This window comes from Corynebacterium sp. ZY180755 (assembly GCF_054331495.1).
Genome location: NZ_CM135811.1, coordinates 489486 through 513100, shown reverse-complemented (window position 1 = coordinate 513100; position 23615 = coordinate 489486). Strand labels below are relative to the sequence as shown.

Here is a 23615-nt window from a genome sequence, read left to right as displayed (position 1 = left end):
AGCACCTTAAGCAACAACCGCCCTTTGCCATGGAGGCTAAGGGCGGTTGTATGTATCAACTCTTAAAAGTCAATGTTGCGTGGGCCGTACAGGCGGTCACCTGCGTCGCCTAGGCCAGGAACAATGTAGGCATCATCGTTGAGCTCAGGGTCAATAGTTGCCGTCACCAGCTTGACAGGCAAGCCGGAGTTAGCCAGAGCGTCCACACCAGTCTGCGCTGACACCATGCACACGGCAGTGATATCGGTAGCACCGCGGTCAGCCAACAGGCGGATAGCGTGCAGCAAAGAACCACCCGTAGCCAGCATTGGGTCTACAACGAAGACGGTGCGTCCGGTCAGATCCTGCGGAAGCGCCTCTAGGTATGGAACGGGCTCATGAGTTTCCTCGTTGCGAGCCAGACCAATGAAACCGACCTGGGCATCAGGGATCATTGACAGCGCTGGATCAACCATTCCCAGCCCGGCGCGAATAACCGGCACGATGATCGGTGGATCCAGCAGGCGGATTCCTTCCGTGTCACATACTGGGGTGCTCAGAGGAAACTTCTCGCATTCCAGATCACGGGATGCTTCATAAATAAGCATGGTGCCCAAGTCTGCGAGGGCGGCGCGGAACCCTGCGTTATCAGTGCGCTTATCACGCATGATGGTCAGGCGTGCAGCTGCTAGTGGGTGGTCAACGATTCTGATATCCATGAGCCCTAATCCTACCTACCCGCGCAACCACTTGTCATTAAACCCTCCTCCACCAGCGATTTCTAGGCAAATTTATGTGATGGGAACCGAATGGTGTGAAGCGCCGTCTAACTAAGGTATGAACCCTATTTCATCGAACCTCAGTATCAACGTTGATCGCACACGCGCTCTTTTGGGCCAGTTGTATTCGGAGTTGGAGCTAGGCCCGGAGCTTAAAACCATTGATGGGGAAGATCTGCCTGGCTTTGGTGCTTTCTTGGAGGCGTTCAATACTGCGTCAACTGCGCTCGGGGAGCGCGCGCAGTCGCTTACTCAGGATGGTCTGGAACTGGCGGATTCACTCACATTCTCTCTCCACGCCATCGAGTCCACTGATGCTGACTCCGCAGCGAACTTCTCCAACCTGTAATTTCTTCCTCCCGCTCACAGCAAAGGCCATCACATGATCGACATCATCTCCAGTATCAAGACGCTTACGATGCTGCTTCCTCCGCAGCTCGATGCTCAGCTTCCTGGTTTTCCCCAGCTTTCAGCTCTCGATGGCTTAGCCCAGGAGTTCTCCGCCGACTTCCCCATTAAAGGTATTGAACAGCGGCTGCTTTCCGACGTCGACGCCGCCAACGCCGTGCTCCCCGCAGCCATTGCGGAGATCAACGCTACCCGCGATGCCCTCATGGGCATCGCCCAGGCCATGTGCACCGCGGCGCTGAAGGTAGCACCGGGGTTGCTCCACTTCGATCCCGCTGTTTCGGGCGCTGCTCGCGCCCAGCTCATTGCCATTTCGGAGGCATCGATGGAGCAAGCGATGATCCGCCTCGAGGAGGCGGAGAAAAACCTTGAACCCGCCACCAGCACGCTGTTTGAGATCGCAACGCGCGCGCCCGAGCGCGCGGGCGCCGTGGCTCCCGCGCTCGCTGCTGAGGGTGGCGGGGAGGATCCCAGCGCCTCGGAGCCAGCATTCGTTGCAGCCTCACTTTCCAGCACCCCTGACGGTGCTGAGCTGAGTCGGGGCCAGCACGCGGTGAGCGTCGCAAAGCAGATGCTTGGTGTGCCGTACATGTGGGGAGGAACCACGCCCGCAGGGTTTGATTGCAGCGGGCTTACTCAATACGCGTGGCGGGAAGCTGGCGTAGAGCTCCCGCGATTAGCTGAGCAGCAGACGGTAGGGACACAGGTTAGTCGCGACCAGCTCATTGAGGGTGACTTGGTGGTGTGGAACGGCCACGTGGCCATGTATGCCGGTGACGGAATGATGATTGAGGCTGGCAATCCGGTGAGCATGAGCCCGCTGCGCGATAACAACATGGGCATGGCCTTCTTGGGCTACTACCGCCCAGCCTAAAAAGCCCTACACCGCAGGTGCGTGAAATAGAGTTTTACCGGCCACAACCGCTATTATTTTGAACCATGGCTGATAAAGGAATCCTCCCCGTAAAACTATCCCTCACCCACGGTGACTACTACACACTCTGGGCGCCAAAGTGGCGCGAGCATGGCGCGGAGTGGCAGGCCTTTCTGGGCTACGGTGATGACCTTTATGTTTTCGAATCCCCTGAGGCTCTGCTTCACTACATCGAAACCACTACTGAAAAGCACGACCTGATCACCCACCCAAAGTGGGCCCAGTTCTCCAGCTCTGACGAAACCCGCGTTGTACCTGATGAGCGCCAAGAGTTTGACCTCATTGGCACTCCTGCTCTGCTTGCTGAGCAGCCATCACATGCCGCCGTTTCTGCAGTATCCCGCAACTTCCACATGGCCCGTTCCTTGGGTGAAGTTGTTGGTGACACTGACGTCCTCGTGTTCTTCTCCTCCCATTCCCTGCTCAACAACGCTGACCGTGGCGTCCAGCACTTCTCCGGCTCCCAAGGCATGGCTGACTGGACGGCAATCGGCCACGTTATCTTGGGCAACTGGGACAAGGTCATTGACTCACTGGACAAGGCTGTCACCGTCAAGAACGTTGATGCTGACGTCTCTGATCAGGCACAGCGCATTTCCTCCGCCACCGCAGCAGCGATCGCAGCGGCAGAGGCCGAAAAAGCTCGCAAGGAAGAAGAAGCAGCTGCCGCTGATCCTTATGACAACTCCATCTGGGCCGCAGCTGGTATTGACCCCATCAAGGTATCCATCGACGGCCGCACCGTCTACACCCTGCGCACCTACCTCAAGGGACAGCCAGTATTCCTGGGCAAGTACGGAGAGATCTTCACCTTCAATTCATCTAAGGCCCTAGCCCGCTGGATCGTGGAACACGATGACCACGACCTCGCCCGCGTATCCACATGGGAGGAGATCGTCACCGCCGCCAACGCCGGCACCTTGGAGATTGACGTCCACAAAGACAACGTCTACTCCTTCAACGGCCTCACCGAAGGCATCAGGAAGGGCACTGAACACGTAGACACTGATCAGATGGCTCGCGCCTACGAACTCCTTGCTGACGCCTCCGACTGGGCAGCAGACGATTCCCTCAACTCCTTCTTCCTCACCAACCCACGCATCCAGGACTACATCTCCTACATGCTCGGTTCCACCAAGACCGCAGGCTACGTACCAAGCCCACCTTTTGATGAGCACGCAGCCGCATGGTCCGAAATGGAGAAGATGCTCACCAATCGTTTCAGCAAGTTCTAGGCGCTTTTCAAGAATTACCGCATCAGCCGTGAAAACCCCGGCGCCGCCGCAGTGTGTTTCTCACTGTGGCGGCGCCGGGGTTCTTTTCATGCCCAGAAACCGTTAGCTTTCTTCATCGCGACGGTCTCGGGCGGCGAACAGTTCCGCAGGGTCAATGCCCAGATCCGCTAGAAACGCGGGATCAATGCCCTCGAGCTCTGCGTGAGAGAGCAAATCATTGTCCTCGGTGTGACTGGTGTCCGAAGAATGCTCAGGTGTTGCATCCGGAACGCCAGACCAGCTCTCAAACACTGGGTAGATTTGCTCATCAATGAGTTTCTGGCGCAGTGGCTCAGGAATGAAGGCCGCACCCATGGCATCCATGGTCAGCTGGTAGAGGTCCTCGATGCTAAGCTCCAGCGTCTCCACCACTTCAAGCAGCACATCCGTGGTCATACCGGCGAGGGTCGCCTTGAACCCCAAGGACCGCAGAAGCGGCAGCGGGTGATCAATCATGGATTCAATGGCGCCGGCAGCAAGCTCCGCGCGCGGATCACAGACAACGGGCACACCCCGATCACGGATCCACGCACTGATGGGGCCTGGCAGGATTTCTCCGGATTGGGCGATCTGGAAGTCATCGAAAAGCTGCACCGCGTGGGTGACGCGTGGAGTTAGTGCTTCGAACGCTGCATCTCCCTCAGCCACATACGGCAGCCACGCCTGGTGCGCCCGCTCCGCCACGTTCTTGTCCGTTGCAACGATTCCCACCACGCTCGGGTGCTTGAGCTTAACTATGCTGTCTACGTCCTCCGCAGTAGTGCACCGCACGAGCAGCGTAAGGGTAAAGGGTGCCTGTTCAGCTTTCTTCAGGGCCCCTTCAAGGTCAGCAGTATCAACAATCCACTCAGCGTAAGCGACCTGTTCAGTCTCAAGGTCCTCAACGTTGCCGTCGTAATTGAGGATCACCTTAGGGATCGCATGAATGATCTCGGGGCTGAGGTTCTTGTACTGGGGGTCAAAATCTGGGGTGTAGAACATATCAGTCACAGTAGTCCTAAACCACTGCCTGCCTCCTAATCCGACGCCCTAGTCATCCCCACTTCCCTCTTGAATCTGTACAAGCTCTGGAGGCCTGGGAGTTGCGGTGGGGTTTAGAGTCTCCGCCATTGATACGCCCATGCGCCTTCTCACTCGAAAACATCCACGGGACTATGGTTTTGACGTTGATGCGAAGGGGTCCTGCCTTCGCCACGCTGCTAGACCCCAATCCATAATGCGGCACTATGGACTGCTGAAAAAGACCCTGTGCGTGAAAGCTCATTAGTGGCTTCACACACGGGGTCGTGGTGAGGGCGGTTAGTTACTTACCGCGGAACATTCCCAAGATAGACAGCACTGCAGCGGATGCAACACCTACTGCTGCGCCCTTGCCTAGGCCTGAGGAGGTGCGATCATCGCGGACTGGCTTCTCTGGTGCACGAACGCGGATGATCGCCGGTGGTGGCGTAGGCGTCTTGGCCACCATCAGAGCTTCCTGAGTGGTTGCTGCCCATGCCGCGCAGTACAGGACGATGCGCCATACGAAGTAGAAGAGCACCATGATACCGATGATCGGACCGAAGGTTGCACCTGCTGGGTTGTTGAGTGCGTTGGAGAAGAACACAGAACCCAGCTGCTTGAAGATCTCAAATGCCACAGCGCCGATCAGTGATGCCTTCAGGGCTGCCTTTACTGGAACTTCGCCACGTGGGAGGTACTTCTGGATCCAGAAGAATACGAGGAAGTTGGCGACCAAGCCTACGGCGATTGCTACCAAGCGGGCGATGACGGTGATGCCGGGGATGCCATCAAGGTTCAGCGCCTCAAGGATGGACATGGTCAGACCGGAAGAACCGACGGCGGTAACGCCAAACGCCACGATCAGCGCAAGAAGCAAGCCGATCAAACCAACAAGGTCCTTGAGCTTGGCCACGATAAAGTTTTCCCCCACCACTGGGTACTGCCACATCTTGGACATGCCGTAGCGCAGGTTGAACATCCAGCCGAGGCCGGACCAGAGTGCGGTCAGACCACCGATGGACAAAATAGCAGCGCGCTGCTCAATGGCGGTGTTCATGATTTCATTGATGGTCTCGCTCAGGGAGCCGTCAACGCTGTCAGTAATGGTTGTCTGCAGATCCGACAGCACCTCAGGGCGGTTCGCCAGCACGATTGCGGCGATACCAAGAACGAGCATCAGCAGCGGGAACAGCGACAACACGGAGAAGTAAGTAATGCCAGCGGCGTACTGGTTACCGCCAAACTTGGCGTATCGATCCTGCATACGCATGATGTGGTCAAACCACGGCCACTTATCGCGATACTTGTCAATAGCGCCCGGTTCATCAGCATTGGCACGTTCGATGCCAAATTCATCAGTGCGCTCTTCGTTGGCGCGAGTAGCTGTAGCCATGTCCTAACTTTCTTCTATATGAGCGGCTGCGCGCCTTTAAGGAACGCAGTCATGTGGTTTTAACCAGAGTAACGATTGCGCACGCTGTTGCCCACAGCGTAGCTTTCCTGCATCTACTCAAGGTTATTGGTCTAGGCCCCCAGCATGAAGCTGAGGGCCTAGGCGTTATGAGGTTGTTGCTAAATTGTTTGCTTTTCGACGCCGCGCCTGGGGCGCTGGCCTAGCGTTTCGCGGGCAGGAATCCTACGTTCTTGTAGACGTCGGCAAGAGTGCGCGACGCTATCTCGCGGGCGCGCTCCGCGCCCTTAGCCAACACGTTCTCCAGCTCAGCTCGGTCTGACATGTACATGTCGTACTTTTCCTTCAGTGGAGTCACGAATGCCTCGAGTGCTTCCGCGGTGTCTGTCTTGAGGGCACCGTAGCCTTGGCCTTCGTAGCCCGCCACGATATCGTCGATGCCCTTTCCGGTAAGCGCAGACTGGATAACCAGGAGATTGGACACGCCTGGCTGGTTTTCCTTGTCATAACGGATCTCACCCAAGTTGTCCGTAACTGCGGACTTGATGCGCTTCGCGGAAACCTTTGGCTCATCAAGGAGGTTGATGAGGCCCTTCGGGTTGTCACCTGACTTGCTCATCTTGGAAGTTGGTTCCTGCAAGTCATAAATCTTGGCAGCGCCTTCAGGGATGAAGCCTTCTGGCACAACAAAAGTCTTCTTGTACCTGTTGTTAAAACGCTCCGCCAAAGTGCGGGTGAGTTCTAGGTGCTGGCGCTGGTCCTCGCCCACGGGTACAACGTGCGGGCGGTAGAGGAGAATATCCGCCGCCATGAGCATCGGGTAGGTAAACAGGCCAGCGGAGGTACGGTCTGCGCCACGCTTGGCGGACTTGTCCTTGAACTGGGTCATGCGGCTTGCCTCACCAAAGCCAGTCAAACAGGTCAATACCCAGCTCAGTTCAGCATGCTCCGGAACGTGCGACTGCACGAACAAGGTGGAGCGCTCAGGATCAATACCCAGAGCGAGCAACTGTGCAGCGCCACCGATGGTGCGGGCACGCAGCTCCTTTGGATCCTGATCTACCGTAATGGCGTGGAGATCGGGGATGAAGTAAAAGGCCTCGTACTTATCCTGAAGATCAATCCACTGCTTCACAGCACCCAAATAATTGCCAAGGTGGTAGGAGTCTGCGGTGGGCTGGATACCCGACAGAACTCTTTGCTTCTTTTCTTCTTTAGGTGCGTGTTCAGTCATAAATACAAATAGTAGACCAGATGTGCTCACTGGAGCACACCAAACTCCCCGCTCGCTGCTCCCCTGTCCGTATGAGGGCAAGCGGAGGTTGTGATTGCGGGGCCAGGTTGGAAAAGGAAAATGAGCCACACGCCCCTAAGCGTTTGAGAAGGCGTCTGGCTCACAACGGTCTTTTTAGTTGTAGGTCACGGTCAGCGGCGCGTGGTCACTCCAGCGCATGTCGTGGCCTGAGACCTTATCCACCCACGCGGTGGTGGCGCGATCAAGAAGTGCCTTGGTGGCTGCTTGGTAATCAATGCGCCACCCCGCGTCATTGGCAAATGCCTGGCCGCGGTACGTCCACCACGTGTACGGAGCATCCTCTGGGTGCAGACGGCGCGCAACATCAAACCACTGCGGGTCAGCTGCAGCGGATCGATAGTTTTCTGACACATACTCCACGGCGCCAGCCCAGTTGCCAGCACCGGTGATCTGAGTTTCCTCATCTGGCCAGCAACCAAACACAGAATCCATGAACGCGCGCTCGTCTGGAAGGAAGCCGGACTTGTTGCGGTTAGTCTTGAAGTTCTTCAGGTCCTGTTCGCGGTGGCAGATGTTCCAGTCCCCGCCCACAACCATCTGGAGGTCCGGCGTTCGGCGCGCCGCCTCTTCCAAGTAGGGGCCGAACACATCAAGGAAGCGGTACTTCTCGTCCTGCTTTTCGGATCCGGCGTTGCCGGACGGCAGGTACAGGGATGCAACGGTGACTTCAGTTCCCTCATCGTCATAGACGCCCTCGATGTAGCGACCGGAATCCTCGAAACCTTCCAGGCCAATCTTGACGTCGGACAGCTCCTTGCGGGAGAGGATACCTACGCCGGCGCGGCCCTTGGCCGCGGCCTCGGCGCCCACATAGTGCCAACCGTCGTCAAGCACTGGCTGAAGCGCTGCGCGCGTGTCCTTGTCAGACGCGCGGACTTCTTGAAGCAAGATGATGTCTGAACCGGACTCGGCAATCCATGGATTGAATCCGACATTTTCTTCGCTGCGCTGCTTACATGCCGCGCGGATACCGTTGACGTTGACCGTTGTAATCTGCATGACTAACTACCCTAGTAAAAAACCCGCCGAGGTAATCGGCGGGGATAACCGTTTCTCACACTTTCACTCACTGGCAGCTCATACCCGCCAGTTTCTGCAGGTGACGCTGAGCGCTAGCGGGTTGCGCGAATGGATGGGTCTTCCTTGACGCGCGCGGCGAACGCGAGGCCCCAGATGACAATTGCCGCAGCACCCATCGCGGCACCAGCCAGCGCCGGGGCTTGGTAGCCATAACCCGCCGCGATGACTGCGCCGCCCATAGCTGCACCACCAGCGTTCGCAATGTTGAGCGCGGAGTGATTCAGGGAGGCAGCCAGGGTCTGCGCGCGACCGGCCACGTCCATGAGTCGGATCTGCAGTGCTGGCACCAAGGTGGAGCCGCTCAAACCAATCAGACCGAAGTTGATGATGCCCGCAATGGCGTTGGACGAAGTGAAGAAGAAGGCTACCAGCGTGATCACGATCATCGCCAAGGCGGTAGCAATGCCGTACTCAAGGTTCCAGTCAGACAGGCGTCCACCTACCCAGGTACCAATAACCATGCCAATGCCGTAAACCATAAGGACGAACCACATAAAGCTCTCATCCACACCGGCGTTGGTGGTCATGGTCCAAGAGATATAGGTATAGACCGCGAACATGCCACCAAAGCCCACGGCACCGATGGCCAGCGACAACCACACCTGACCGCGCTTGAGTGCACCTAGCTCAGTCAACGGGTCCGTTGGGGCCATCTTGGACATGTGAGGCATCAAGAACCAGAGTGCGACCAAGGTAATCGCGCCCACCACTGCTACGAGGACGTACGCGGCATGCCAACCGAGCGCATTGCCCAAGGCCTGTGCCACAGGCACACCCACCACGGTAGCCAGTGGCAGGCCCATAGACACAAACGCCAGCGCTTTGCCACGCTGCCCGGCCGGAGCCATGGAGGCCACCGCCAGACCGGACACGGAGAAGTACGCACCGTGCGGAATGCCGGCAATGAAACGCGCGGCCAGCAGGGTGGCATAGTTGTCCGCTACCACGCTCAACGCGTTACCGATGGTGAAGGCGATCATCAAAACGATGAGCAGACGCCTGCGGGGAACGCGCCCGGTCAGCGCCGCGATTGCGGGCGCGCCGATGACAACGCCCATGGCGTAAGCAGTAATAATGTGTCCAGCTGTGTCCTCAGTAATGGAAAAGTCCGCCGCGATCTGGCGCAGCAGGCCCATGGACACGAACTCGGTCACACCGATGCCGAAACCACCTAGTGCGAGCGCAATCATGGTGATGTAACGCTGGGTCTCGGAAATTTCAGTCTGACGTGGGATTGGTTTTCTCATCTGCTTAGGCACGTCGGCCAACCTTAGTGGTTAACAACTGTTCCATGCCAGCTGAAAGGGCCCAGCGTTCGCCACGCAACACTTCCCCACCCTCAATGATGTAGGCCACACGCGAAGGCGTAGCGTGCCGACGCCACCCCATCCGGCCCCGCGGGGCCCGGTTCCCTGCCCCGATCCGGGGCCTTGGGCGCGTCGGAAAGTGAGCTCCACGCACGCGAGGCCTGAGGTGCAATCAACGTCACACCGGCTCAAGGGTGAAATAAGCTCTTTTGAGACTCCTGTAAAGCGACAGAAATCTAGGAGCACGGTATTCTGGATTGTTGATATTGACTAAATCGCTAATTCTTTACTGAGGGAGACTCATGGCAAAGATTATTTGGACCCGCACCGACGAAGCACCACTTCTCGCGACTTACTCGCTGAAGCCGGTCGTCGAGGCATTCGCATCCACCGCAGGTATCGAGGTTGAGACCCGCGACATCTCCCTGGCAGCCCGCATCTTGGCTCAGTTCGGCCTCGCAGATGATGCTCTGACCGAGCTCGGCGAGCTCGCAAAGACCCCTGAGGCCAACATCATCAAGCTTCCAAACATCTCCGCATCTGAGGTTCAGCTGAAGGCTGCCATCAAGGAGCTGCAGGCAGCTGGCTACGATCTGCCAGAATACGAAGATGCGAAGGACAAGTACGACGTAGCCAAGGGCTCCGCTGTTAACCCTGTTCTTCGTGAGGGCAACTCTGACCGCCGCGCACCACAGGCTGTGAAGAACTTCGCCAAGAAGAACCCACACTCCATGGGCACCTGGAGCGCAGACTCCAAGACCAACGTTGCCACCATGGCTGCAGGCGACTTCCGCCACAACGAGAAGTCCGTCGTTATGGACGAGGCAGACACCGTCTCCATCGTTTTGAAGACCGCCGAGGGCGAGACCGTACTGAAGCCAGAACTGAAGCTGCAGGCCGGCGAAGTCATCGACGGCACCTTCATGTCCGCAAAGGCTCTGGATGAGTTCCTCGCAGCACAGGTCAAGCGCGCTGCTGAAGAAGGCGTTCTGTTCTCCGCACACATGAAGGCCACCATGATGAAGGTCTCTGACCCAATCATCTTCGGCCACATCGTCCGCGCATTCTTCGCTGACGTCTTCGCACAGTACGGCGACAAGCTCGAGGCTGCAGGCCTCAACGGTGAGAACGGCCTCGGCGCAATTCTGTCCGGCCTCGACGAGGTTGAGGGCGGCGAAGAAATCAAGGCTGCATTTGAGAAGGCACTCGCTGAAGGCCCAGGTGTTGCCATGGTCAACTCTGACAAGGGCATCACCAACCTGCACGTCCCATCCGACGTCATCGTTGACGCTTCCATGCCAGCAATGATCCGCTCCGGCGGAATCATGTGGAACGCTGAGGGCAAGGAACAGGAGACCCTCGCCGTTATCCCTGACTCCTCCTACGCTGGTGTCTACCAGGCAGTCATTGATGACTGCCGCGCAAACGGCGCCTACGACCCAACCACCATGGGCACCGTTCCAAACGTTGGCCTCATGGCTCAGAAGGCCGAGGAGTACGGCTCCCACGACAAGACCTTCAAGATCGAGGAAGCTGGCACCGTAGAGATCCGCAAGTCCAACGGCGATGTTCTAATCTCCCACGACGTCGAGGCCGGCGACATCTGGCGCGCATGCCAGGTCAAGGACGCCCCAATCCAGGACTGGGTAAAGCTCGCTGTTAACCGCGCACGCCTATCCGGCATGAAGACTATCTTCTGGCTGGACCCAGAGCGCGAGCACGACGCTAACCTCACCAAGCTGGTTGAGAAGTACCTGGCTGACCACGACACCGAAGGCCTGGACATCTCCATCATGAGCCCAATTGAGGCAACCAAGGTCTCCATCGAGCGCATCCGCAAGGGCGAGGACACCATCTCCGTAACCGGCAACGTTCTGCGTGACTACAACACCGACCTCTTCCCAATCCTCGAGCTCGGCACCTCCGCAAAGATGCTGTCCATCGTTCCACTGATGGCAGGCGGCGGCCTGTTCGAGACCGGCGCTGGCGGATCTGCACCAAAGCACGTCCAGCAGGTTCAGGAAGAAAACCACCTGCGTTGGGACTCCCTCGGCGAGTTCCTCGCACTGGCAGAATCCCTGCGCCACATCTCCAACAACGGCGGCTCCGAGAAGGCTGCTGTTCTGGCTGACGCACTGGACAAGGCAACTGAAACCCTTCTGGACGAAGGCAAGTCCCCATCCCGCAAGGCTGGCGAGATCGACAACCGTGGCTCCCACTTCTTCCTCACCAAGTTCTGGGCTAAGGAACTTGCTTCCCAGACCGAGGATGCAGAGCTGGCAGAGATCTTCGCACCAGTTGCTGAGGCACTCGAGGCTAAGTCCGACGAGATCGTTCAGGGCCTTATTGACAACCAGGGCTCCCCAGCTGACCTCGGTGGCTACTACGCTCCAAACGAGGAGAAGACCACCGCAGTTATGCGCCCAGTTGCAGCCTTCAACGAGATCATCAACGCGCTGAAGAAGTAACCGTCACTTCAGCCGTAGTGATCACCTGATCACCGGTTGTACAACAGTGTGGTGCCTGCCTTGGGTAGGCACCACTTCTGTTTTGCGCCAACGAAAAATACCCCTTCTCTCCAATCACTCGCAACGAGTAGTGGAAAGAAGGGGTCTAGCGTTCGGAACGCTCCTAACCAGAGCTCCTCAATGCGGTAGCAAGGCCAGTCATGGTGACTTGGATGGTCTTGGAAACCAGGAAGGAATCATCACCGGCGCGGTAGCGGCGCAGGAGTTCCAGCTGCACTGCGTTCAGCGGCAGCAAGTACGGGTAGCGACGCTTCAGGGAGCGTGCCTGACGCTGGTTCTCGCTCGTCAGCTCCAAGTTACCGGTGATGTGGGTGTAGACCTTCTTGGTGAGGTGGAACTCATCCGAGATCAGTTTGTAAATGCGCTCAGCGATGACCAAATCATCCACGAGGTCCGCATACAGGCGCGCCAAGGAGATTTCCGCCTTGGCCATGACTTGGGCCATGTTCTGCAAAACGGAGCGGAAGAACGGCCAAGAGTTGTACATCTCACGCAGTTCATCCCACCGCGACTCATTGTCCCCTGCCCACTTCAGGCACGCGGTGCCAACACCAAACCAGCCAGGAACATTAGTTCGGGACTGGGACCAGCTGAGCACCCACGGAATAGCGCGCAGGTCAGAGATGGCGGTGGTCTGTTTGCGCGCCGAGGGCCTAGACCCTATGTTGAGTTCACCAATTTCATGCAGCGGCGTGGATTGGGTGAAGTACTCAATGAAGCCTGGATCGTTCACCAGCTCCTTGTACTTCTCACCAGACAGCTCAGCAATCTCCGCCATGATCTCGTAAGCACGCTCTTGATCATCGAACTTCTCGGTCTCAAGCAGGGATGCTTCGAGCGCGCCTGCTGCAAATGCTTCCAAGTGGCGGCGCGCGGTATCTGGAGAACCGTACTTTGCGGAGATAACCTCACCCTGCTCGGTGATGCGGACAGAACCGTTTACGGCACCCTTTGGCTGCGCAAGGATGGCGTCATAGGTTGGTCCGCCACCGCGACCTACCGCACCACCGCGACCATGGGCCAAGCGCAACGTGATGTTGTGTGCCTCGCACAGTTTTACTAGCTCCAACTCTGCGGCATACAGTGCCCAGTTGGCGGCTAAGTATCCACCGTCCTTGTTCGAGTCCGAGTACCCCAACATGACTTCTTGCACGTCGCCTCGGCGAGCCAAGTGCTCACGGTAGAACGGTACCTGCCACAGATCCTCGAGGATTTTCGCACCATTCTTGAGGTCCTCAATGGTCTCGAACAGCGGAGCGATGTCAATGTCAGTCAGGCCCACTTCCTTCAGCAGCACCATTGGCTCAAGGATGTCGGACACTGCGCCTGTCATAGAAATGATGCAGTGAGAAACAGCCTGCGGACCAAAGTCCGCCACAGCCTGCGCTGCCGCGCGGAAGATTCCCAGCTCCTTCTCCGTGTCCGCGCTCAGGCCGTTCACATTGGGGAATAGCAATGGACGGTTGAGTCGTAGCTCGTCAACGAGCAATTCAATCTTTTGCTCTTCATTCAGGCCGCGGTAGTCCTGCGTTCGGCCCGCCAACGCAAAGAGCTCAGTGAGCACATTCTCAAAGGACTCAGAGTTCTGGCGAACGTCAAGCGTGTACAGATTGAAGCCGAACACAGTGACTGCAGAGCGAATGCGGGCAAGGCGATCATCAGCAATGATTGCACCATTGAATTGGCGCAAGGACTGATCGATTGTATCCAAATCGCGTTTTAGCTCATCCGGGGATTCGTAGCGTTCGAACTCGCCCTCCCCCAGCGTGGCGAGCACTCGACCACGTACGCCGTGAATTGCTCGGCGGTATGGCTCATCAACACGAGAAGGCACGTCGTTGCGTCCGAGATCCGCGAGTTCAAGCAGTTCTTGGGAACACGATGAGTAGCGATCAGACAGGCTGAGCTCACGCTCTAGGCGGTCTAGCTGGTTAGCGTAATACCGCAGCACGGTTTTGGCTGCTTTGCGGGTGGCGTATGTGAGGGTATCCGCGGTGACGTATGGGTTGCCGTCGTGGTCACCGCCGATCCAGGAACCTGGGCGAACCAATGCTACGTCGGGAAGCTGCATGCCAAAGCTCTTATGCAGCCCGTCCTGAATCGCACGGTTGAGTGCTGGCACTTCTTCCAATAGTGACAGCTTGTAGTAGCGCAGTCCTACGTCTACCTCATCCTCAATGGTCGGGCGCGCGATGCGGATCAGCGCAGTCTGCCACAGTAGTGTCATGCGCAGCATGATCTCTTGATCAATCTTTTCCTGGCGGCCTCTTCCTCCTGCGTATCGGCGCTCGCGCAGCAGGGACTTGATCTGATTCTGTAGATCAAAAACACTTCGACGTCGCGTTTCGGTTGGGTGAGCGGTCAGTACCGGGGCAACAAGGCCATCGCGAACGACCTTGACGGCCTCCGTTGGCGAGACGTTTGACTTGGTGAGCTTGTCAAAGGTCTTATCTAGGGAGACCAAGCTGGATACTGACTCATCATCAAGATCCTCAGCAAGGTTGGCCATCAACGCGAAGTGGGAAAAAGCGCGAGCCACCAGATTAGCTTTGTGGATGTCTAGATTGCGGAAGATAGCTAGCAGGTCATCTGGTTTAGCTTGGGAATGTGCCACAGAGAACGCCATACGCCGTGTAGATTCAACAAGTTGGAAGATTTCTTCGCCTTCTTGCTGGGCAATGACCTGGCCAAGGATTCGCCCGAGTAGCCGAATATCTTCTCTTACTTGGTCAGCGTTCTGTTGACTCACTTTTGCTCACCTAACTCATATCGTAAAAACATCTCTGCCACGCCAATCCAAAAAGTAGGATCATGCGTGGCGAGAAAAAATCATGGTTACCTGATTCATCTTAAGTTCGCCGGCATGCTTTGCGCTCGGGTACGCGGAGATTTGACCAAAATAGCGCCAGTTCCAAGGTATGGGGGTAGCTGCGTTCGGAGCCCTACTAGAGCGACCTACACTGGCATGCATGAATAAAGATATTGAGTTTTATGGTCACTCCGGTGTTCGCATTGGCGATATTGCAATTGATCCTGGCTCTTTTACTTCAGGAAAAGTCTTAGATGGTGCACAAGCTGTCATTGTGACGCACATCCATGCGGACCATATCAACCCGGACTTACTTACTAATGAGCTTCTGCAATCAGGGATAGAAATTTACGGACCTAGCCAACTGAAAAGTGTTCTCGGCGATCGCGACATCCCTTTCACTGCGCTTAAACCAGGTGAGACGGTGACGATTGCTGGCCAAGAAGTCACGATCTTTGGCGGCAAGCATTGGCCTATTTATGACACGATCCCCGTGGTAGAAAACCTCTCGCTGCTCGTGGGCGACGTTGTTCACCCTGGTGATGATTTCCCTGTTGAGCTACCTAACAACATTTCGAAGGTAGACACTCTTCTCCTTCCGGTGTCAGCACCGTGGGTAAAGCTTTCCGACGCCATCGACTTCGCCCACCGCATCGGCGCCACAAACACCCACCCGATCCATGACGCGATTCTCAACGAGCAAGGCAAGGCTCTTGTGGACAATGTTTGCATCAACACCAAGGTGCCTGGTTACCTGCGCCGCAAAGCGGCTGCCTAAAACAAGGCAAAAAGGTGGAGATCCTGCGATCTCCACCTTTTTCTTTCCGACGCCAACTAGACCGTCAGTCACGCACCCACGCACCGATGACGCCAGGCACCACGCCAGGACGTTTTCCGATCAACGCCGCAACGTTGTCATCAACTTCGACCGCACTGGTAATCCTCTTGACCTTACCTCGGCCATTCCGGCTACCGCCGGGAGCACCCATAGGCATACCGCCCATCATCGGTGTGCCCATGCGAGCACCCGCAGCAGGCCCCGCACCGACGGCACTCGGTGCACCGCCCGCAGCCGCGGCCGTCACGCCCGACCCCAATCCACCGGCGCCTAAACCACCGACTGAACTAGCTGGACCACGCATGGCACCCGCGCCGTATCCAACTGGGCTCATTCCAGATGACCCAAACCCAGGGGCACCACCAAGTGCGACTGCCCGTCCGCCGGTGCGGGCGTTAGCTACTGAAGCACCCCGATGCGGCGCATCCACGGTCCCACTTGTCTTGGACACAGTGCCCGCTCTTGGTGAACCAGGCGAGCTTGCGGTACCCGGCGCGCCCACCATGCCCATGTTGGGCGTTACTCCCATTCTTTTGGCAACAGCGCCATTTGCTTTCGTACCGGCAGCTTGAGTTGCCATACCTGTAAGGCCGTTCGCCGGTTGAACTCCCTGCGCAACATTGCCCGCACTAGCGGCACCCGTTGCTGGAACTCCGGCACTTGCATTGTTTCCAGCCATCGCTGGGGTATTGACCGCATTGGCCAGCGCTGATGGACCTGCGCTGGCGGTTTGAGTTGCCACATCACTTGCGCTGCGCTTACCTGCATAGTTCTCCAAACCTTCAGCAACTTTGCTGAAGTCACCACCACCTGCAATCGCCTGTGCTACTCGGGAAATGCTAGGACCTATCGCGCCTAGGCCATCGGTATTGAGTTTCCCATTACCGTCAACTAGGCCTTGACCGATCTCAATCGCCTGCGCCAGTGACACACCTGACGTAGGAGCACCCATCAAATTGTTCACCGCTGGGAAAAGCCCGTGCATCTCGGTTTGACGTTGCGCGTACAACTGAGCGGTCTTCATGGCTGTCACTGCGGCCTTGGCCTCTGGCGTTGCAGCGAGGTCAATCTCGGCTACAGCAGCTTTAGTAGATACGTCCACTCTGTTGCGCGAGGCCACCAGGTCCCCTAGATCAGACACCATGCTGATTGCATTGATCGCAAAATTCGATCCTTGTTCCGCAATTTCGCGGAACACCGGAATCATAGACTCAATAACTTGGCCCTCATTTGCCGCTTCGATCTGATTCGCAATGTTCGTCAGGCCCATGGAAATCTGGCCAACCTTGGCAGCCAGTTCACCCCACTGAGCACCCGCCATAGCTGCTTGAGCATCCTGGCTCATCGCCAACTTAGCGCTCATCGTGTGCGGCTCCTCTGGGAGAGGCAGAGGAAGAAGCATCATGATGTCGTTGTACATAGCCTTGGGACGAGGCGGGATATTGTGAGTTGCATAGTTAGCACTGCCACCTTCATCACTGATGCTCAACCAACGCTTGTTGAATTCCTCTTTCCCGAAGAGCACATCTGCATTGCGCGAGAGATTGTTGTGGAGCCAATCCACTTGTTCGGTGAATGATGTGAGAACGTCATTTGCCGATCCCAATCCTCCACTTATGAAGTTCCCCCGCTCTTGGCCCATATGAGAATAATCAGACTGAGCCGAATAAGTGTTGCCAATAGCGCTACTGTGAGCCCGAAAAGCCGTGTCGACAGCGGATTTTGCCAGGCTTTTCAGACCTTCTACCGATGCAAGTATTGATTCCTCATTTAAGCGAAGTGTCACTTTTTCTCCTCAATTAGATTTCTAATTTGATCGAAATAATTAAGTGCCGTCTCACAAATTGCTTCATGGGCTAACGCATTTTCACGGATAAGTAGATACCCAAAGGTGAGACGCCCTCCACTTGTCGCGCCACTAACATTGCAGCTTTGCCCCTCCTTACCCCCTGCCAATTGATAGAAGATCAGGTCTTTGCGCTGAACCGGTAAGTCATCGATTCTCACAACCTTAGATAACAGTTCAGATTCCGATACAGCATTCATGGAGAGAACACCTGATTGAATTCCATGCTCAGGTTCCCAACCTCCGAGCTTGTCAACATTACAGACCGAACTAGGCGCATCTAGCTGGACAGTTGGCTTAGCATCTGTGAATTCAAGCCCCACTTCCGCCAAATCTTCATTCGTGAGTTCCTCGCAGATATTGAAGAACTCGAAGTTCGGATCATTGCGGTCGAAGGTTGCTGGGGCCGCCAAGGACGCAGAGTCTTGAGCAGTTTCGGCTTGGCTCAAATCGCCTGAAGGCCTGGCTTCAGTAACGGTGACAGTTTCAGTCGTCGTTGTGCCAGAGCCGGCACAACCGGTCAGAAAGAGGGCTGTTCCAACCAGCCCTATGAGGGCGCGCGGGCGCTGGCGGGCAAGAGTAAACACGAGGAAGATATCCTTTCTTAGCTCGTCGGAACGCGAGGCTTCACAAGGTCCGAGACTTTGTTGCGGATTAGCCTATGCGCAATTTTTAGTTTTTCCCGGCATTTGGTTAGACGGCAGCAATCACGTAACGGTTCCGAGTTATCCGTCTTTTATTCCGAAAAGCTTTCTCTATCCCCAAATCGAACGCTGAACAATCCCCAATCAAAGCCTCATGAATAAAATTAATCAATGCCTTGAGCTGTACATTCACCACAAAACTAGACCGAGCTGTTTACTTTTGTGAACCGCTCGGCCTATTCTCGCCTTTATCGAAATAAATTCAGAAAACTAATTCCAAAAGGGGCACTACATGGCTACCAAGTACGACAACTCCGGCGCTGCTGACTGGGGTCTGGCAACTCGTTCCATTCACGCGGGCGCAGTTGTTGATTCCCAGACTTCCTCTCGTAATCAGCCGATTTATTTGACCTCCTCCTACGTCTTCGACTCCGCTGAGCACGCCCAGCAACGCTTCGCACTGGAAGACGAAGGCCCTGTGTACTCCCGCCTTACCAACCCAACTAACGAGGCGTTGGAAAACCGCATTGCTTCCCTCGAAGGTGGCGCCCACGCGGTTGCCTTCGCATCCGGCCAGGCAGCAGAGACCGCAGCAATCCTCAACATTGCGGAGTCCGGTGACCACATCGTCACTTCCCCTCGTCTATACGGCGGTACTGAGACCCTGTTCATCGTTACCCTCAAGCGCCTTGGCATTGAGGTTTCCTTTGTGGAGAACCCAGACGATCCCGAATCTTGGCAGGCAGCTGTGAAGCCAAACACCAAGCTGTTTTACGGCGAGACCTTCGGCAACCCGCAGGCAGACGTTCTGGACATCCCAGCAGTAGCTGAAGTAGCTCACGCAAACAACGTCCCACTGATTGTTGATAACACCATTGCTACCGCGGCGCTCGTTCGCCCTCTTGAGCTTGGCGCAGACATCGTTGTAGCGTCACTCACCAAGTTCTACACCGGCAACGGCTCCGGCGTCGGCGGTGTTCTCGTGGACGGCGGTAAGTTCGACTGGACCGTCGAGCGTGACGGCGAGCCTGTGTTCCCGCGGTTCGTTACTCCAGACCCTGCGTACCACGGCCTGAAGTACGCTGACCTCGGTCCGGCAGCGTTTGGTCTGAAGGCTCGCGTTGGTCTCCTCCGCGACACCGGCGCTACCCTGTCCGCTTTCAACGCGTGGGTTTCCATCCAGGGCCTCGACACCCTGGCTCTGCGCCTGAAGAAGCACAATGAAAATGCTAAGGCCGTTGCCGAGTTCCTCGCAGCATCTGACAAGGTAGAGAAGGTTAACTACGCAGGCCTCGAGTCCTCCCCTTGGTTCGCAACCAAGGAGAAGCTGGGAATTGAGTACACCGGATCCGTGCTGTCCTTCGATATTAAGGGCGGTAAGGACGAGGCGTGGGCCTTCATCGACGCTCTCAAGCTGCACTCCAACCTCGCCAACATCGGTGACGTGCGCTCCCTCGTCGTTCACCCAGCCACCACGACACACTCCCAGTCTGACGAGGAAGGCCTCAAGCGTGCGGGCATTTCGCAGGCCACTATCCGCCTGTCCGTAGGTATTGAGGATATTGAAGACATCATTGATGATCTCAAGCTTGGTTTGGAAGCTATTTAAGACTGCCAAACGCTAATCCCCTCCAACCAAGGGATGTGTCCCATGGTTGGAGGGGTTTACTATGTTCTGCGGCCATCCCCCACTCAGCCTTGTGAATATTATTGCCAGCCAAGGGGCGAAAATGTAGTCTGCACCACACCTAGTATGTAGCATCAAATGCTATGACCAGCCATAAGCTCAACACTTCCGGTGAACTCACCACAGTTCCCATCGGAGATTTCGTAACTGAAGCCGGCGCAACAATCGCGGATGTCACCATCGCTTACCAAGCGTGGGGTGCTTTCACCGGCGAGAACCTCGTGCTGGTGGAGCATGCGCTCACCGGCGATTCCAACGCTGTTGAATGGTGGGACGGGCTGATCGGCCCAGGCCTAGCGCTCGACACAGATAAATACGCGGTGTTGTGCACCAATGTGCTCGGTGGATGCAAGGGCACGACGGGCCCGAGCAGCCTTCACCCCGACGGCAAGCCGTGGGGCTCCCGGTTCCCTGCCATCTCAGTGCGCGACCAGGTGGACGTCGAAAAGCAATTCCTCGATGTGCTTGGCATCGATCACGCGCACGCTGTTATCGGCGGCTCCATGGGCGGTGCCCGCACGCTCGAGTGGGCGTGGAAGTACCCAGAGATAGTCAATGCGGCGCTGGTCATGGCCGTGTCAGCGCGTGCAAGCGCGTGGCAAATCGGCATCCAAACCGCACAGATCTCTGCTATCGAACGGGACCCAGCGTGGAAGGGCGGAGATTACTACGGCACCCCGGGCCCCGTGGAAGGCTTAGCCGCCGCCCGACGCATTGCGCACCTTACTTATCGTGGCGAGCTTGAGATTGACGAGCGTTTTGGTACGTTCCCGCAAGAAAATGAGAACCCACTGGGTAAGTTCCGCAGCAGTGACCAACGCTTTGCGGTGCAAAGCTACCTTGATTACCAAGGTTTAAAGCTCTCCGAGCGTTTCGACGCCGGCAGTTACGTCGCACTCACCGAGGCCCTGAATCGTCATGACATCGGCCGTGGCCGCGGTGGTCTCAACAAGGCACTAGCAGCGTGCCGAGTGCCGGTCCTCGTAGCCGGCGTGGATACGGACATCCTTTACCCTTACCACCAGCAGGAACACATTTCGCGAAACTTGGGCAAACTACTGGGAATGTCCAAGATCTCATCGCCCGTAGGCCACGATGCCTTCCTCACCGAAACGAAACAGCTGGATCGAATCATGCGGCACTTTTTAAAGCTTGCCGACGATGATTTCGACGACATCGAATACTACCTATAAGTTTTTTCTCGGGATCACACGGAACCGATCCTCCCTTGTGCGCGTCTTATACAGACAAGACCAACTCAGAAACAGACCGCGCACTCGAGAGGATTTCCCATGTCCACCAGCACGTCAACGAGCATCGCCCAAAACAGCTTCAAGCATCTATCCGGCAGCGAATACTCCACATATCAGATGGAGAAAAACAAAGCCTATCTGGATTTTTGGACTAACCACGTCCCAGACCCAGATGCGCTCAGCCGTGAACTTGTGGAACTCATTGCCACGGAGACAGGCATGTCAAGACCTGAAGTTAAAGGGCACCTCCGCGTAGCGGCGATGCTGAAAAAGTACCCCCAGCTGTGCAAATCAGCCACAACTCAGTTGCATCTTTGCGACAAGCGATTGAGCGCCATTGAGAAGCAGGTCTGTGGCATCACCGACCCTGAAATCATGAAGCTTGTTGACGAGGCCATCACCGCACGCCTATCTCCGCAAGCGCCCGACGAGACTCTTATCCAACCGGCCGCAATCACCCTTCATGTTCGGTCCATCGTCCAGGAATTTGATCCTCAGGCTGCGAGCACAAAACCGGACCTCAGCAAACGTACAGGCCACATCAAACGCGGCGAGGAAGGCTTCACCAGAGTGAGCCTCAATTTGGAAGACACGGAAGCCACCGAGTTCCGCAGGTTCTATGAAAAAGTTCTCAACAAGATTCAGCAAAAGGAATACCGGGTAGCCAAATCGCAAGGGCGCCAACCGCAGCAGTTCACCTTGTGTGACGCCATCATGGACGTAGTCCGTAACAACACCAAAGCCAAGGTCTACTTCAACATCATCGAAACACCCGAAGGGATAACCCATCTCAACGGGCAAGGCCCGTTGAGCCCCGTGATTGCCGAAACATGGAAGGAACGCGCGGTACAGCGGACCCTGAAGATGTCGGCAAGCGCTAATGCATACGTCCCAACTGAAGAAATCCGCACCCTCACCGAACTACTAGACGGCCACTGCCGCTTCCCCGGCTGCGACGTTCCTGCCATTCATTGCGAAAAGGACCACTGCGAGGAATATGGCGAAGGCGGCGAAACCTGCGTGGACAACGTTTTCAACCTGTGTAGCTTTCACCATCAGGGCAAGACTGAGCGCCAATACTTCTACAAAGTAGGCGAAAACCGCGAGCTCACGTGGTACTTCCGCAACGGCACAACCAAAACTACATACCCACAGGGCCCAGCCATCTCACGGCGTCACTGGGCAACCACGTGGGAGGACGCAGAAAAGGCACGCGCTAACCACCGCCGAGCAGCCTGATACAGCGCATCGCAACGGCGTGGCCTACAGGTAATAAGTTCGCCTAAACCAGGTTGTTCGTTGTCACCGGTTGTTCTTTGTCACCGGATTAGCTGCCGAGGGAGTCAACAGAAGTAGCCAAGAACACCATCGCTGCTCCCATGATCCCGGTGTAAATTGCATCGAAATGACGCGATCGCACCGCCAAGACGCCAAGAACCTTGGAATCGCAGGTCATACGCACCACAGACAGCCACAACAATGCGGCGCCCAGAGTAAAACTCGCGCGACGCCAGTGCTCCGTCAGCGCAAACAGCCCTGAGGCAACAACCCCCAACACAAACAGCACGACGAGGCCATACTGAAGACGCGTAGAAAGTGGTGAAGGCTTAAGCCCCACGTCATGAGGATTATCCAGGGGCAGAATTGGCTTAGCCATTAAGCCTGCTTCGCCTGCAGCTCTGCACGCTCTACCACGTTGCGGACGAGGAAAGCACGGGTCAATGGGCCAACGCCGCCCGGGTTAGGGGAAACAAAACCTGCAACATCCCACACATCAGGTGCGACATCGCCCAAAAGCTTGCCATCCACGCGAGACACTCCCACGTCCAGAATCGCGGCACCAGGCTTAACCATGTCTGCGGTAAGCATGTGGCCCACGCCCGCGGCCGCAACAATGATGTCTGCCTCAATTGTTTCAGCCTTAAGATCCTTAGTGCCGGTGTGGCACAGAGTAACAGTGGCGTTCTCAGAACGACGCGTCAGCATCAAACCAATAGGGCGACCAACGGTCACACCACGGCCAATCACAACAACCTTCTTGCCCTCAATCTCAACGCCAAAGCGACGCAGCAAAGAAATGGCACCATTTGGCGTGCAAGGCAGCGGCGCAGGCTCATTAAGAACCAGCTTGCCCAAGTTCACTGGGTGCAGGCCATCTGCATCCTTAGCGGGGTCAATGCGCTCAAGCACGGCATTCTCATCCAAATGCTTTGGCAGCGGCAGCTGGACAATGTAACCGGTGCATTCAGGATCATTGTTCAGCTCATCGATCACGGCGTTGAGCTCTTCCTGGGTAACGTCGGCAGGCAGATCCTTACGGATGGAGCGCACGCCAATCTTCTCGCAATCGCGGTGCTTCATCTTCACATAGGAATGACTAGCGGGGTCATCACCCACCAGCACAGTTGCCAGTCCGGGGACAATTCCCTTCTCAGCCAGCTTTTCTACGCGGACCTTCAAATCTTCGAAGATCTCGTCACGGTACAGGTTTCCATCAAGTTTCGTCGCAGTCACATCGGCC

19 protein-coding genes are annotated in these 23615 nt (G+C 56.4%); 8 read left to right on the top strand and 11 right to left on the bottom strand.

The window, feature by feature from the left end; translation table 11 throughout:
* Positions 1-62: 62 nt before the first annotated feature.
* On the bottom strand, positions 63-698 hold the full coding sequence (gene upp / locus ACXM2N_RS02400; protein WP_458489663.1) for a uracil phosphoribosyltransferase: 636 nt from the start codon (positions 696-698) through the stop codon (positions 63-65).
* Positions 699-816: 118 nt separating this feature from the next.
* Here upp and ACXM2N_RS02395 point away from each other — a divergent pair, with 118 nt between their 5' ends.
* The 3 genes from ACXM2N_RS02395 to ACXM2N_RS02385 all read left to right on the top strand — a co-directional run bounded on the left by ACXM2N_RS02395 (position 817) and on the right by ACXM2N_RS02385 (position 3335).
* Positions 817-1107 (top strand): hypothetical protein, encoded by a 291-nt coding sequence (locus tag ACXM2N_RS02395; RefSeq protein ID WP_458489661.1) that lies wholly within the window; start codon positions 817-819, stop codon positions 1105-1107.
* A gap of 33 nt (positions 1108-1140) precedes the next feature.
* Entirely contained in the window at positions 1141-2040 is a 900-nt protein-coding gene (locus tag ACXM2N_RS02390; RefSeq protein ID WP_458489659.1) for a C40 family peptidase, read from the top strand.
* A 65-nt stretch (positions 2041-2105) separates the two neighbouring features.
* A complete protein-coding gene (locus ACXM2N_RS02385) occupies positions 2106-3335 on the top strand; it encodes a hypothetical protein (protein ID WP_458489657.1) in 1230 nt (409 codons plus the stop codon).
* 102 nt (positions 3336-3437) lie between these two features.
* On the opposite strand, the gene ACXM2N_RS02380 is transcribed toward ACXM2N_RS02385, so the two are convergent.
* The 5 genes from ACXM2N_RS02380 to ACXM2N_RS02360 all read right to left on the bottom strand — a co-directional run bounded on the left by ACXM2N_RS02380 (position 3438) and on the right by ACXM2N_RS02360 (position 9441).
* Positions 3438-4364 carry a hypothetical protein gene (locus ACXM2N_RS02380; RefSeq protein WP_458489655.1) on the bottom strand — a complete coding sequence of 309 codons (927 nt, stop codon included), beginning with the start codon at positions 4362-4364 and terminating at the stop codon, positions 3438-3440.
* A 313-nt stretch (positions 4365-4677) separates the two neighbouring features.
* Positions 4678-5769: an inner membrane protein YhjD gene (gene yhjD, locus ACXM2N_RS02375; protein ID WP_458489653.1), complete on the bottom strand. Its 1092-nt coding sequence runs from the start codon at positions 5767-5769 to the stop codon at positions 4678-4680.
* Between the two features lie 220 nt (positions 5770-5989).
* The gene (gene trpS / locus ACXM2N_RS02370; RefSeq protein WP_458489651.1) at positions 5990-7021 is read right to left on the bottom strand and encodes a tryptophan--tRNA ligase; all 1032 of its coding nucleotides are present in this window, start codon (positions 7019-7021) and stop codon (positions 5990-5992) included.
* A 174-nt stretch (positions 7022-7195) separates the two neighbouring features.
* Positions 7196-8101 carry an exodeoxyribonuclease III gene (locus ACXM2N_RS02365; RefSeq protein WP_458489649.1) on the bottom strand — a complete coding sequence of 302 codons (906 nt, stop codon included), beginning with the start codon at positions 8099-8101 and terminating at the stop codon, positions 7196-7198.
* Positions 8102-8214: 113 nt separating this feature from the next.
* Complete coding sequence (locus tag ACXM2N_RS02360) at positions 8215-9441, bottom strand: MFS transporter (protein ID WP_458489647.1); 1227 nt, start codon at positions 9439-9441, stop codon at positions 8215-8217.
* 350 nt (positions 9442-9791) lie between these two features.
* Between ACXM2N_RS02360 and ACXM2N_RS02355 the strand changes: the two genes are divergently transcribed.
* Positions 9792-11957, top strand: coding sequence for an NADP-dependent isocitrate dehydrogenase (locus tag ACXM2N_RS02355; protein ID WP_458489645.1), 2166 nt, complete (start codon positions 9792-9794; stop codon positions 11955-11957).
* Positions 11958-12120: 163 nt separating this feature from the next.
* On the opposite strand, the gene ppc is transcribed toward ACXM2N_RS02355, so the two are convergent.
* Positions 12121-14766, bottom strand: a complete 2646-nt coding sequence (gene ppc, locus ACXM2N_RS02350; RefSeq protein ID WP_458489643.1) for a phosphoenolpyruvate carboxylase — start codon at positions 14764-14766, stop codon at positions 12121-12123.
* Positions 14767-14986: 220 nt separating this feature from the next.
* On the opposite strand from ppc, the gene ACXM2N_RS02345 reads away from it, so the two are divergent.
* Positions 14987-15604, top strand: coding sequence for an MBL fold metallo-hydrolase (locus tag ACXM2N_RS02345; RefSeq protein ID WP_458489641.1), 618 nt, complete (start codon positions 14987-14989; stop codon positions 15602-15604).
* 64 nt (positions 15605-15668) lie between these two features.
* Here ACXM2N_RS02345 and ACXM2N_RS02340 read toward each other — a convergent pair whose 3' ends face one another.
* A complete protein-coding gene (locus ACXM2N_RS02340) occupies positions 15669-17270 on the bottom strand; it encodes a hypothetical protein (RefSeq protein WP_458489639.1) in 1602 nt (533 codons plus the stop codon).
* 176 nt (positions 17271-17446) lie between these two features.
* Positions 17447-18097 carry a DUF3558 family protein gene (locus ACXM2N_RS02335; protein WP_458489637.1) on the bottom strand — a complete coding sequence of 217 codons (651 nt, stop codon included), beginning with the start codon at positions 18095-18097 and terminating at the stop codon, positions 17447-17449.
* 349 nt (positions 18098-18446) lie between these two features.
* On the opposite strand from ACXM2N_RS02335, the gene ACXM2N_RS02330 reads away from it, so the two are divergent.
* From ACXM2N_RS02330 to ACXM2N_RS02320, 3 genes are all read left to right on the top strand, one after another.
* Positions 18447-19763: an O-acetylhomoserine/O-acetylserine sulfhydrylase gene (locus ACXM2N_RS02330; protein WP_458489635.1), complete on the top strand. Its 1317-nt coding sequence runs from the start codon at positions 18447-18449 to the stop codon at positions 19761-19763.
* Between the two features lie 161 nt (positions 19764-19924).
* Entirely contained in the window at positions 19925-21034 is a 1110-nt protein-coding gene (gene metX, locus ACXM2N_RS02325; RefSeq protein WP_458489633.1) for a homoserine O-acetyltransferase MetX, read from the top strand.
* A 99-nt stretch (positions 21035-21133) separates the two neighbouring features.
* A complete protein-coding gene (locus ACXM2N_RS02320; protein WP_458489631.1) occupies positions 21134-22333 on the top strand; it encodes an HNH endonuclease signature motif containing protein in 1200 nt (399 codons plus the stop codon).
* Between the two features lie 88 nt (positions 22334-22421).
* Here the strand turns inward: ACXM2N_RS02320 and ACXM2N_RS02315 are convergent, their stop codons facing one another.
* Both ACXM2N_RS02315 and ACXM2N_RS02310 read right to left on the bottom strand, forming a co-directional pair.
* Positions 22422-22751, bottom strand: coding sequence for a DUF3017 domain-containing protein (locus ACXM2N_RS02315; protein WP_458489629.1), 330 nt, complete (start codon positions 22749-22751; stop codon positions 22422-22424).
* Complete coding sequence (locus ACXM2N_RS02310) at positions 22751-23608, bottom strand: bifunctional methylenetetrahydrofolate dehydrogenase/methenyltetrahydrofolate cyclohydrolase (protein WP_458489627.1); 858 nt, start codon at positions 23606-23608, stop codon at positions 22751-22753. Before ACXM2N_RS02310 ends, ACXM2N_RS02315 begins: the two co-directional genes overlap by 1 nt.
* Positions 23609-23615 lie beyond the last annotated feature (7 nt).